General features: G+C 42.6%; 9 protein-coding genes and 1 riboswitch. Of the genes, 5 read left to right on the top strand and 4 right to left on the bottom strand.

The genetic code is table 11. From position 1 onward, the window contains the following. Nucleotides 1–23 precede the first annotated feature (23 nt). Genes OQX61_RS20210 through OQX61_RS20200 form a run of 3 tightly spaced genes read left to right on the top strand, consistent with a single transcriptional unit; the run spans nucleotide 24 to nucleotide 5,459 of the window. Entirely contained in the window at nucleotides 24–2,774 is a 2,751-nt protein-coding gene (locus tag OQX61_RS20210) for a putative LPS assembly protein LptD (protein WP_265843620.1), read from the top strand. 10 nt (nucleotides 2,775–2,784) lie between these two features. Then, the gene (locus OQX61_RS20205) at nucleotides 2,785–4,032 is read left to right on the top strand and encodes a competence/damage-inducible protein A (RefSeq protein ID WP_265843619.1); all 1,248 of its coding nucleotides are present in this window, start codon (nucleotides 2,785–2,787) and stop codon (nucleotides 4,030–4,032) included. 50 nt (nucleotides 4,033–4,082) lie between these two features. Next, nucleotides 4,083–5,459 (top strand): dihydrolipoamide acetyltransferase family protein, encoded by a 1,377-nt coding sequence (locus tag OQX61_RS20200; RefSeq protein WP_265843618.1) that lies wholly within the window; start codon nucleotides 4,083–4,085, stop codon nucleotides 5,457–5,459. Between the two features lie 120 nt (nucleotides 5,460–5,579). On the opposite strand, the gene OQX61_RS20195 is transcribed toward OQX61_RS20200, so the two are convergent. From OQX61_RS20195 to OQX61_RS20180, 4 genes are all read right to left on the bottom strand, one after another. Beyond that, a complete protein-coding gene (locus OQX61_RS20195) occupies nucleotides 5,580–6,821 on the bottom strand; it encodes a homoserine dehydrogenase (protein WP_265843617.1) in 1,242 nt (413 codons plus the stop codon). Between the two features lie 11 nt (nucleotides 6,822–6,832). Continuing rightward, nucleotides 6,833–7,891 carry a homoserine O-acetyltransferase gene (gene metX, locus OQX61_RS20190; RefSeq protein WP_265843616.1) on the bottom strand — a complete coding sequence of 353 codons (1,059 nt, stop codon included), beginning with the start codon at nucleotides 7,889–7,891 and terminating at the stop codon, nucleotides 6,833–6,835. 24 nt (nucleotides 7,892–7,915) lie between these two features. Next, nucleotides 7,916–9,223: an O-acetylhomoserine aminocarboxypropyltransferase/cysteine synthase gene (locus OQX61_RS20185; protein WP_265843615.1), complete on the bottom strand. Its 1,308-nt coding sequence runs from the start codon at nucleotides 9,221–9,223 to the stop codon at nucleotides 7,916–7,918. Between the two features lie 233 nt (nucleotides 9,224–9,456). Continuing rightward, nucleotides 9,457–9,570: riboswitch (SAM riboswitch) on the bottom strand. 172 nt (nucleotides 9,571–9,742) lie between these two features. Then, nucleotides 9,743–10,858, bottom strand: a complete 1,116-nt coding sequence (locus OQX61_RS20180; RefSeq protein ID WP_265843614.1) for an aminotransferase class I/II-fold pyridoxal phosphate-dependent enzyme — start codon at nucleotides 10,856–10,858, stop codon at nucleotides 9,743–9,745. Nucleotides 10,859–11,050: 192 nt separating this feature from the next. Between OQX61_RS20180 and OQX61_RS20175 the strand changes: the two genes are divergently transcribed. Together OQX61_RS20175 and OQX61_RS20170 are read left to right on the top strand one after the other, a co-directional pair. Further along, nucleotides 11,051–11,542 (top strand): lipocalin family protein, encoded by a 492-nt coding sequence (locus OQX61_RS20175; RefSeq protein WP_265843613.1) that lies wholly within the window; start codon nucleotides 11,051–11,053, stop codon nucleotides 11,540–11,542. A gap of 96 nt (nucleotides 11,543–11,638) precedes the next feature. Beyond that, nucleotides 11,639–12,406, top strand: a complete 768-nt coding sequence (locus OQX61_RS20170; protein ID WP_265843612.1) for a TSUP family transporter — start codon at nucleotides 11,639–11,641, stop codon at nucleotides 12,404–12,406. Nucleotides 12,407–12,449 lie beyond the last annotated feature (43 nt).

Below are 12,449 nucleotides of genomic sequence, written 5' to 3'. Positions count from 1 at the left end.
AAAAATAACATTCACACACGAATTTGAAACTTTTAACCGACATCATTTTTACTAAACGCCTTGTTTTATTGACATTTGTTGGTATTCTGACATTTGTATCACCCGTTTTTTCCAGCCCTCAGCAAGTTACTCCGGTTAAGGGGAACTCCAAAAAGGTGCCGGTACCAGCAGATACAAAAAGTACAGCAATACCTGCCGATATCAAAAACGGCCCGATAAGTAGCGACAAAAAAAGCGCGCCGGTGAATGCTGCGCCACAGGATACGACCAAGACCAGCGATAAGCTCGAGTATTCTGCAAAAGATTCTACAAAGGTTAATAAGAAAGATGGTACCGTTTATCTATATGGCAGGGCAAGGGTAATCTACCAGGGCCTGGAACTCGATGCCGATTACATTACTTATAACGACAAGACGAAAACTATATTCGCCAGTGGCGTGAAAAACAGCAAGGGGAAGTATGTGGGCAGACCGATCTTTAAGATGCCCGGACAAGGAAACTCCATTGCCGATTCCCTGCGATACAATACGGAAACCGGTGCCGGAAAAATCTATGGTGTTTTTTCTGAACAGGAGGGTGGATTCTTCTCCGGTGGTGTTGCAAAAAAACAACCGGATGATGAGATTCACAGTAAGGGACAGATTTATAGTACCTGTAATTTACCACATCCTCACTTTGGACTCCACATTACCAAAGGTATCGTTACCGAAAAACAAATCATCACCGGACCTGTATATTTAGAAATAGAAGATATTCCTTTACCATTGGGATTACCATTTGCCTTTTTTCCAAAGCCGAATAAAAAGTCATCAGGAATCATTTTACCATCTCCGGGTGAGGATTATACCCGTGGGTTTTTCCTGAGAGAAGGGGGTTATTACATTGGCTTTAATGATTATTGGGATGCCAAATTATTAGGAACCATCTATACCCGTGGTTCTCACCAGCTCGACCTGAGTTCCAATTATACCAAAAGGTATAAGTACAATGGTAATGTCGCTTTATCATATGGGAGTAACCGTTATGGTATTGAAGGGACGCCGGAATACCAGCCTGTAAAAGATTATAGTATACGTTGGTCTCATAGCCAGAATGCCAATGCAAATCCCGGGAGTACCTTTTCTGCAAGTGTAGATATCAGAAGTCAGGGATATAACAAGAATACTGCAGTTGGGGGCTATTATGACCCGACACAGTTATCCCGGAATAATCTGGGCTCTTCCATATCCTATACCAAAATGCTGGCGGGTGGTTTGTTTAATCTTTCCATGGCAGCCAGAGTTGACCAGGATATTTCCCTGGGTGTAACCACCTTGCTGTTACCGGATGTGAATTTAGGGATGACCCGAAATCTGTATCCTTTCGCTTCTAAAAATAGCGTGGGCGATCCAAAGTGGTATGAAAAGATTTCTGTGGGTTACAGCATGCAAAGTTCTAACTCCGTTACTGCGGGCGATAGTGTATTGTTTGAAAGAAGTACCCTGAATAAATTCAGAAATGGGGTTCAGCATAATATTCCGATTGCCATGAACTTTAACGTGCTGGAGTATTTCAACTTTAATACCAGTATCAATTATACCGAACGCTGGCATTTCCAGTCGATCAGAAAAGAGTTTATGAAAGCTACCGGTGGTGGTGAGGATTTAGTGAAGATAGATACTATCCCGGGCTTTAACCGATATGGCACCTATACGGTAGGTGGTGGTGTGACTACTAAAATCTATTCTACTGCACAATTTACCAACTTAGGCAAGCTAAAAGCCATCAGACATGTGATGACGCCTAGTGTGAGTTTTGGCTATACACCAAATTTTGCAGATCCTAAATATGGAAACTATTTACCGGCATTGTATGGAGGGAATTTAGAGGATCCTGTGAGAGATAAGGAAGGTAATAAAGTATATTATGCTAAACAGGAAGGTATGTTATATGGCCCTCCGGGAACGGGAAGTTCTGCCAACATCAGTTTCGGGATCCAGAATAATGTGGAAGCAAAGGTTTTAGTGCCTAATGACACCACCGGAAAAGGGGAAAAGAAAATACCGCTGATCAATAACTTATCCATTACCTCATCGTATAACCTATTAGCAAAGAGTTTTAAACTGTCTAATTTCAATGTTTCTGGAAGTACGCCTTTTTCTGATAAGTTTCAGGTGAATTATCAGGCGGTGTTGAATCCTTATGTTGTTGGAGATACGACCATTAATGGCCTGCCCGAAAAAGTTTTGTTGGATACCTATAGCTGGCAAAGGGGGAGATTACCACGCGTAACTTCCTTTGGTTTCTCTTTTGATTACAGTTTAAACCCGGAAGCCCTAAAGCGTAGAAATGATACGGAGCAGGATCGTAAGATGGATGCCATTCAAAAAGGACTAACTCCGGAACAATCGGAAGCCCTGGCAAAAGTAAGCAGAGACCCTAACGCCTTTGTCGACTTTAACATTCCTTGGAACTTTGCTTTCAGATATAGTTTTGACTACAGTACTGATGCTGTGGGTAGAAACAGAAGAATCACCAATAGTTTGTCTTTTAACGGAGACGCGAACATCACCCCAAAATGGAAGGTGACTTTTGACTCCGGATGGAACTTTGAGACCAACAGTTTCGCGATTACCAGATTTGGTATTTACCGCGACCTGCATTGCTGGGACATGAGTTTCAGTTGGATTCCTTTCGGAACACAACAAATGTATTCTGTAGATATTAAGGTGAAAGCTTCGGTATTACAGGATCTGAAACTGAGCAAAAGAAAGAACTACTACACAAGATATTAAACCCCTTAATATGCTGGCAGAAATTATTACCATAGGCGATGAAATCCTTATCGGTCAGATTGTGGATACGAATTCCGCCTGGATGGCGAAACAGCTAAACCAGATTGGGATGAAAGTGAAACAGATCACTTCCGTTTCCGATGATGCCGACCATATCATGGAGGCACTCCGACTGGCAGAAAGCAGAGCCGATGTGATCCTGATGACCGGCGGATTAGGTCCGACGAAAGACGATATCACCAAAGTTACCCTCGCTAAATATTTCAATATGGGTTTCCGCAGAGATGAAGAAACGCTGAACCATGTGTCGGAGATCTTTGCCCGCGTTAACCGCCCAATGATTGAGCTCAACAGAAAACAGGCTGATGTTCCGGACGGTTGTACCGTGATTAAGAATAAAAACGGCACAGCGCCATGCATGTGGTTTGAGGAGCATGGAAAGATCTTTGTATCGATGCCCGGTGTTCCTTTCGAAATGATGTACCTGATGGATGATGAAATCCTGCCAAGGCTTAAAGCGGCTTTTAAACTGCCCGTTATTCACCATAAAACCATCCTGACTTCCGGCATCGGGGAATCCTTCCTCGCCATGGAAATTGAAGATATAGAAAACAGCTTACCTGATAGCATTAAACTGGCCTACCTCCCTAAACTGGGACAGGTGCGCCTGCGCTTAAGTACAACCGGCGAAGAAGAAGCTCCGCTCAAAGCAGCAGTAGATTTTTATGCACAACAGATCATCGCCAGAATAAAAACACACCTGGTTGCCGAGGAAGATATCTCGCTGGAAAAAGCCATTCTGAATTTTATGGAGCAAAGGAAACTGACGCTTTCCACCGCAGAAAGTTGTACCGGCGGCTATATTGCCCACCTGATCACCCAGCATCCCGGATGCTCTTCAGTTTATGAAGGTGGTGCGGTTACTTATTCCTACGACCTAAAAATGTCGCTTCTCGGTGTTAAAGCTGAAACCCTGGCTAAATATGGCGCGGTTAGTGAAGAAACGGTAAAAGAGATGGCTGTAGGTGCAATTAAAAATTTTAAAACAGACTACGCAGTAGCCGTGAGTGGCATCGCTGGTCCGGATGGCGGAATGCCGGATAAACCGGTTGGAACTGTCTGGATTGCAGTAGCTCATGCCAAAGGTGTGGTGTCTAAAGTTTTCAGCTTCGGCAGCAAAAGAACACAGAATATTGAGCGTTCAGCAGCAGCTGCGCTATCAATGATTTTGAATGAACTCAGGCAACATGAGGATTAAGTGTCCGAAATACTTTACTTTTGTACCTGTTACCAATTAGAAAATAAAAAATGGCTCAATACGAATTATTGTTACCTAAAATGGGGGAGAGCGTTGCAGAAGCAACCATTATCAAATGGCTTAAACAACCAGGAGATATGATAGAATTGGATGATACGATTTTAGAAATAGCTACGGATAAGGTGGATTCTGAAGTTCCATCACCAATTGCCGGTAAGTTAATTAAGCAGTTATTTAAGGAAGATGAGGTAGTTCAGGTAGGTGCGGTAATTGCAATTATTGAAACAGATGCGAATGCAGCAGCTACACCAGTAGCAGAAGCAAGCGTTGTCGAAACTGCAGTACCACAAGAACAAGCTGATGCCGTTTTAGCACAAATTCCAGGTACAGAACAGTTGGTGTCAAATGAGAACACCGGGGAAGCTGCTACAGCGAGCTCAGATCGTTTTTATTCTCCATTGGTGAAGAACATCGCCGCTCAGGAAAATATTGAACTGAGTGAGCTGGATCGCATTACAGGAACAGGAGCAGAAGGCCGCTTAACAAAAGACGATCTTTTAAACTATATACAACAAAAAACAGGTGGTACAGCGAAAGTTGCTGCTACTACTTCGGCAGCAGCCACAACACCTGCTCCGGCAACTGCAACACCAGCGGCAGCGCCGGTAAACGGGAACCAGTCAGCTACAAAATCAGCTCCTGCAGTTAGCGTTAGTGGTGGTGATGAAATCATTGAAATGGACAGGATGCGCAGACTAATTGCTGATCACATGGTGATGAGCGTGCAGACTGCACCACACGTAACTTCTTTCGTAGAAGCCGATGTAACCAATATGGTGATGTGGCGCGAAAAAGTGAAACGTAACTTTGAGAAACGTGAAAATGAAAAGATCACTTTTACGCCGATCTTCATTGAAGCGGTAACTAAAGCCATCAAGGATTTCCCGATGATCAATGTATCCATCAACGGCACACAGATCATCAAGAAAAGAGACATTAACATCGGTATGGCAGCAGCATTGCCAAGTGGCAACCTGATTGTTCCGGTGATCAGGAATGCAGACCAGATGAACCTGCTTGGTTTAACCAAATCGGTAAATGACCTTGCAGTCCGTGCACGTACGTCTAAATTGAAACCAGACGAAACACAAGGTGGTACATTCACCCTGACCAACGTAGGATCTTTTGGAAACGTAATGGGAACACCAATTATCAACCAGCCTCAGGTAGCTATTTTAGCGGTAGGTGCCATTAAAAAGAAACCAGCAGTATTGGAAACAGAATATGGTGATGTGATTGCAATCCGTCACATGATGTTCCTTTCCCTGTCTTACGACCATAGGGTAGTAGATGGTTCATTAGGTGGATCTTTTGTACGCCGCGTGGCAGATTACCTGGAAAACTGGGACGTTAACAGAGAGATCTGATTAGAAAAATTAACAGCTGGTTCTACAATATTTATTTTGGAACCAGCGCATAAAAATGTGAATCAATGAAAAAGGCCCCGAAATTTCGGGGCCTTTTTGCAATCAAAACAAAAACTAATACTAGTTAAAAAACACTTCCTCTTCGGTCACAGTCTGCACCTGTTGTTCCGTGTAAGTATACCTTCCGGTATGGGCAATAAATATGTCTTTTTGCTCTAGTAAACTGCGGTTTTCCAATAGTGTTTTCAGGCTGATGCTACCGATTACATATTTGTAATCCTGACGTGCAAAGCGCTCCACAATATTTTCTACCTTCAATTGAGCTAAAGTATCTTCATTTGAATAACGCAGGTACACTTCAATGTTCACGTTATCGGTATGGATCAAACCATTTTGCTGATGGAATTTTTTATACTCATAACGGTAATCATATCTTAATGCAGCGATGTCGGAAAGTACAGCAGCACCTGTTGGGTGACCACCAGCGCCTTTACCGAAAAAGAACTGCTTATCAGCGAAAGCTGCCTGAACAGTTACGCCATTGTATTCATTTTCTACGTTGAAAAGGAAATCATCAGATTTCACAAACTTCGGCAATACATACGTTACCACTTGTTTGGTGCTGATTTTACGTGCTGTAGGAACCAGTTTTATCTTGAAGTTTTTCTCTTTTGCATATCTGATATCATCGTCATTCAGGTTTTGAATACCAATATTCAGAATGTCTTCAGGACGGATGAACAAACCATAAGCATGTGCTGTAGCGATGGCCAGTTTGAATTTCGGATCGTAACCACCCACATCCATAATCGGATCAGTTTCTGCGAAACCAAGGTCCTGCGCCTGCTTTAAGGCCACACCATATTCCATGTTTTCATTGAAAATCTTAGAAAGAATGTAGTTAGAAGAACCGTTAAAGATTCCACTGATGCCATGTAGCAATTCATTGTTGTAGTATTCTTCCAGGTTTCTGATGATTGGAATACTTCCACATACTGCAGCTTCATAAAGTAAAGATACACCATGTTTTGCCTGCAATTCTACCAGTTCAGCAAGGTGATTGGCAATCATTTTTTTATTGGCGGAAACCACATTTTTACCGCTGATCAATGCGCGTTTGGTAATGGTATACGCTGCATCTGCATCATCAATCAATTCTACAATGGTATTGATTTCTTCGTTATTCAGGATTTCGTCGTGATCGGTAGTGAAAAGCTGCGCGTCTAAACTGCGTTTCTTTTCCGGATTTTTGATGGCGATTTTAATGATCTCCAGGTTCAGATCCTGACCACGAATGATATCGTGTAATCCCTGACCTACCACCCCAAATCCAAATAAACCAATTTTAAGTTTCTTGCTCATCTATCTAAGTACTATGCTGTTTTATGTAATTTAATTATTTTCTTGTTTGTGCTTTCTTTAAGGAAGTTCCCGATCACATTGGTCAGGACATCCGTTTCAATCAGGAAACCATCATGACCATAAGCAGATTTTACACTGAAAAATTCTGCGTCAGGAATGTGTTTGCTCAGGAACAGTTGTTCAGAAATCGGGAATAACACATCGTTTTCTATCCCGATTACTAAGGTATTGGCTTTAATAGAAGCTAATGCTTCAGTAATACTGCCTCTGTTTCTACCTACATTGTGGCTGTCCATCGCTTTGCTCAGGTACCAGTAACTATACGCGTTGAAGCGGTTACAAAGCTTTTCGCCCTGATAGTTTTGGTAAGAGGAAGCGCGGAAGGAGCCGGTTTTTTCATTTACGCTCTCCAGTTGAGTAGCAGTATAGGCATCGTAACTGCGGTAAGACAATAAAGCGATGCTACGGGCAGTTTTTAATCCTTTTAATCCGCCGTCAGGTTTATTTGCGTAAAAACTTCTGTCGGAGCTGATGGCCAAACGCTGACTTTCATTGAAAGCAATGCCCCATGGGGAATGTACTGCGTTAGTGGCTACGAGAATCAGGTTTTGTATGGCTGAGCTATCTTTAATAGCCCATTCTACGGCCTGCTGGCCACCTAATGATCCGCCAATAAGTACTTTGATCTCTTCAATACCCAGGTGTGCAGCCAGTAAACGGTGTGCAGCCACCATATCCCGGATGGTTACTTCCGGGAAGGCCAGGTAATAAGGCAATCCGGTGGTTGGGTTTACACTTAGCGGACTGGTGCTGCCATAATGGGAGCTCAGTACATTGGCGCAAATGATGAAATGTTCTTCAGGATTAAACAGGTCATTGTTTCCAAACAGACCTTTCCACCAATCCAATACGTCTGCATTGGCTGTCAATGCATGACAGGCCCAGATCACATTGTCTTTTTTGGCGTTTAATTTTCCATACGTCTGGTAAGCAAGCTCGACTTTGCGCAATTTCTTGCCGCTTTCAAGCTTGAAAACTTTTGTGTGGGTATATGTGGAGGTAGTACTCATTGTTATGCTTTGGTAGTAAGGTTATTATTTAGCGGAGATGATGGCAAATGCCTGCTCAAAATCTGCTTTGATATCGTCAATATGCTCGATGCCTACTGAAACGCGCAACAGGTTTGGTGTAACACCTGCACTGATTTGTTCTGCTTCGCTCAATTGTTGGTGTGTGGTTGCAGCAGGCTGGATGATCAGCGTTTTTGCATCACCTACATTGGCTACATGGCTCACTAATTTCAGGGAATCAACCAATGTTGTAGCCTGAGTTTTTTCTCCATGAAGTTCAAAAGAAAGTACCGCACCGAAACCATTTTGCAGGTATTTCTTCGCGTTAGCATGGTAAGGGCTGCTTTCCAAACCCGGGTAGTTCACCTTTTTCACGGCTTCATGGTTTTCTAACCAGGTGGCTAATGCCAGCGCATTGTCTACATGGCGTTGCACACGAAGGGAAAGTGTTTCTAATCCCTGGATCAACAGGAAGGAGTTGAAAGGGGAGATGGCCGGACCGAAATCCCTGAGACCTTCTACACGGGCACGGATGGCGAATTGTATGTTGCCAAATGGGCCACCGATGCCAAAAACATCGTTAAATACCAGTCCGTTGTAACCTTCCGAAGGCTCAGTAAACTGTTTAAATTTACCATTACCCCAGTTGTAATTTCCGCCGTCAACGATCACACCACCAATGCTGGTACCATGTCCGCCGATCCATTTTGTAGCCGACTGAACTACAACATGCGCTCCATGTTCCAATGGACGGAACAAATAACCTGCTGCACCGAAAGTATTGTCTACAATTAATGGCAGACCATGTTTGTTGGCAATGGCCGATATTTTTTCAAAGTCAGCAATGCTGAAAGAGGGATTACCAATACTCTCTAAATAGATTGCTTTAGTATTCGCGTCAATTTTTGCTTCGAAATCTGAGGCATCATCACCATTGGCGAATTTCACTTCAATACCTAAACGTTTGAAAGCGACTTTGAACTGGTTGTAAGAACCACCATATAAATGTGAGGAAGACACAAAGTTATCTCCGGCTTCCAGGATATTGTTTAACGCGATGAATTGTGCTGCCATTCCGGAACCTACGGCTACCGCTGCTACACCGCCTTCTAATGCCGCCACACGTTTCTCGAAAACGTCTGTGGTTGGGTTCATGATGCGGGTGTATATGTTACCGAATTCTTTTAAAGCGAACAGGTTTGCACCATGTTCAGAATTTTTGAATCCATAAGAAGTAGTCTGGTATAAAGGTACTGCTCTTGAGCCTGTTGTAGGATCAATTTCCTGGCCTGCGTGTATCTGAAGTGTTTCGAATTTATGGTTGGTTGACATGTGGCTTCTTTTTAAAAGGTTGGTAAGTAAGGTTTTAGGTTTTCCATTTCCTGAGTTTGAATTAGGATTGGATATAGGCGTATAGCGTACCTCTATGGAGGCCTTCCGGATGGATCAAGAATGCAAAAGGAAGATTTTTGAATTTATCGCATGCAACAGCACATACAAATTGTACGCTGCTTACTACAATAATTAAAATAACCTGGTGTTTTGTTAACTGTTTTCATTGTCTTAATTTATCTCTCCAGAACGCACCATGCGAACCGGTCAGGAATTGGCACCTTCTCCATTTTGGGAGGGTTGCCAGTGGGTCAAAGAGCCTGTCTCTCGCCACTTCTTTATAAATCAAAACCAGCTTTAAGGAGGTGATGACTTGAATAGCTTTCGCTAAGAATAATTCAAATGTAAAGCTAAGTCACAAAATAACCAAAATATAATTCTGATTATTTTGTAATTAGCTGATTGTTAGTGCAATAAAATGATGTTATTACACTGCTGAGGTATGGTGATTTTAGGTTTTTAACCCAAAGCCTGCTTAAAATCTTCGATTAGATCATCGATGTGTTCTAGTCCAACAGAGATCCGAATTAAATTTTGTGGGGTCCTGGTGTCCGGACCTTCTACCGAGGCGCGGTGCTCAATCAGGCTTTCTACGCCACCCAGGCTGGTTGCCTGTGCGAACAATCTGACTGTGTTCACTACCCTGCGGGCTTCTCCGGCACCGCCATGTACCAATATAGATAACATTCCACCGAAGCCGCTCATTTGTTGTTTTGCGATTTCATGTTGCGGGTGTGCAGGTAATCCGGGATAAAATACAGCTTCCACTTTAGGGTGTTTTTCCAGGTAAAGAGCCAGTGCCATGCCGTTTTCGCAATGACCCCGCATGCGGTAAGGCAGGGTTTTGATGCTTCTCAATAGTAAAAAGCAATCGAATGGGGAAGGTACTGCGCCACCAATCTGTTGTATGTTTCTAACTTTTTCCCAGAAAGGAGTCATTTTAGCGGTGATTAATGCACCACCCAGCACATCACTATGTCCGCCGATATATTTGGTAGAAGAATGCATCACGATATCTGCACCCAGTGCAATCGGGTTTTGTAAACAAGGGGAAGCAAAGGTGCTGTCGCAAGCCAGTAACAGGTTATGCTTTTTAGCAATTGCAGAAATAGCAACCAGGTCTGTGATCTTCAATAAAGGGTTAGATGGTGTTTCCACCCAGATCATCACCGTGTTTTCTTTTATATAGGCAGAAATTCCTGCAACATCCGTCAGGTCAATAAAGTCTATGGTTAAGGTATCTGCAAAGATCGATTGTAGTTGTTTTTTGAAACCCCAGTACATGTCGTCAGGAGCGATGATATGGCTGCCGGGAGCTAAGGCCTGAAAAAGGGACATCCCTGCTGTATTTCCTGAAGAAAACGCACAGGCATCTACACCATTTTCAAGATCAGTCAAAACTTTCTCTAAAGCAGAGCGGTTCGGGTTGCTGACACGGCTGTACATATGTCCGCCAGAATAGCCACCATCTTCATCTCTGAAAAAGGTTGTGGACAAATTAATAGGCGGTGTGACATCGCCGGTAGTGGATTTATACAAATTTCCGGAATGTATAGCTAAAGTTTCTGGTTTCATTTTCAGTAGGATAAATAGTTAATCAGGGATCTGAATCCCACAAAGCTAAAGGTAAAAATTATTCTGTTGAAGTTTTGGCAAGATTTATGTAATTGAAAGGTCATTGCGGAGTTATATGGTAAAAAGTACATTTTTGTCAGCTGGCTCCAAAAAGACTAAAATAAAATTAAACAAATAAAAAAACAGATTGATATGAAAAGAATATTCCTGATCGCAGCCATTTTATGCAGTTCATTAATGGTATTGCAAAGTTGCTCTCCAAAAGGAGGAGCTGGTACCGAAGTTGTTAAGAGAGGTGATGTGACTGGTACATGGGTATTGAATGATATCACGTACGAAGGTATTCCTGAGGCTTCTGTAAAAACATTATTTGGCGAAGCTGCCCCAAGCTGTTTTGTTGGCGGTACCTGGAGATTAACAAATAGCGGTAACGGAAATTACAGTATCCCTGGTGGTGGCAATTGCGCAGCAAAAGTACAGTCTATTTACTGGTCTGCAAGTGTACCTGATCAGACTTTCCAGTTTAAGAAAATATACGAAGGTGATAAAGCTAAAAACGTAACTGAAGGTTACCGTTTAGTGCTTTCTACTTCATCAAAAGAATCATTGGTGATCAAATCACCAGTTGAATATGGTAATTCAACAGCTTATATTGTGTTGCACTTCACGAAAGCAGTAAAATAAATTTTTGGTTAAATTTGGTTTAGGTTGAAGGGACTCGTGGTTGGGTCCCTTTTTTGTGCTTAAAAAACCCTAATTTTGCGGCATTAAGGGAATACTATGATGTCAGACCTGATTATACTCTGTATAGTCTCTTTTTTTGCCGGTTTTATAGATGCGATTGTTGGTGGAGGTGGATTGTTGCAAACGCCTGCAATCATGATCGTGTTGCCACAATATTCGGTGGCCACTCTTTTTGGAACCACAAAAATCCCTTCTCTTTCCGGAACTGCATTCGCGGCATGGAAGTACTCACAAAATGTAAAACTGAACTGGCCATTACTCATTTATATTGCACTGGCGGCATTTATAGGGGCGGTATTGGGCGCACACAGCATCACGCTGATCGACAATACCATCGTTAAGCCCATTGTTTTTGCTATTCTCATCATAGTTGCAGTCTATACTTATTTCAATAAAAAGTTCGGGGTTCATCAGGAAAAGGAGCATACGGTAATGCAGCAGGTGCTGATCGGGCTGTTGTTCGGTTTTATCATCGGCTTTTATGATGGTTTAATTGGTCCGGGGACAGGCACCTTTTTTATCCTTGCGTTCATCGCTTTAATGGGTTACGATTTTCTGCATGCCAGTGCCAGCGCAAAGCTGATCAATATGGCGACCAATATCGCAGCCATCTGCTATTTTGGAAGTACCGGGCATATCCTTTATGAGTTTGCCATTCCGATGGCTTTTTGTAATGTGGGCGGCTCTTTTCTGGGAACTAAACTTGCCCTGTTGAAAGGGAATAAATTTATACGCATCTTTTTTTTACTAGTGGTTTTCGGGACGATCCTGAGGTTTGCTTATGATATTTTTATCAAAGCATAATTGTTGTTTTATGGTCTTGAGGAGTGTTGTCTTTTCCAGACCC

This window comes from Pedobacter sp. PLR (assembly GCF_026239675.1).
Taxonomy (GTDB): domain Bacteria; phylum Bacteroidota; class Bacteroidia; order Sphingobacteriales; family Sphingobacteriaceae; genus Pedobacter.
The sequence above is the reverse complement of the archived record's forward strand: the minus strand, read 5'-3'. Positions and strand labels throughout refer to the sequence as shown.

Coding starts and splice junctions, on each gene's coding strand:
- OQX61_RS20175 (WP_265843613.1), top strand. CDS start 11,051: ATGAAAAGAATATTCCTGATCGCAGCCATTTTATGCAGTTCATTAATG.
- OQX61_RS20195 (WP_265843617.1), bottom strand. CDS start 6,821: ATGAGCAAGAAACTTAAAATTGGTTTATTTGGATTTGGGGTGGTAGGT.
- metX (WP_265843616.1), bottom strand. CDS start 7,891: ATGAGTACTACCTCCACATATACCCACACAAAAGTTTTCAAGCTTGAA.
- OQX61_RS20170 (WP_265843612.1), top strand. CDS start 11,639: ATGATGTCAGACCTGATTATACTCTGTATAGTCTCTTTTTTTGCCGGT.
- OQX61_RS20200 (WP_265843618.1), top strand. CDS start 4,083: ATGGCTCAATACGAATTATTGTTACCTAAAATGGGGGAGAGCGTTGCA.
- OQX61_RS20205 (WP_265843619.1), top strand. CDS start 2,785: ATGCTGGCAGAAATTATTACCATAGGCGATGAAATCCTTATCGGTCAG.
- OQX61_RS20185 (WP_265843615.1), bottom strand. CDS start 9,223: ATGTCAACCAACCATAAATTCGAAACACTTCAGATACACGCAGGCCAG.
- OQX61_RS20180 (WP_265843614.1), bottom strand. CDS start 10,858: ATGAAACCAGAAACTTTAGCTATACATTCCGGAAATTTGTATAAATCC.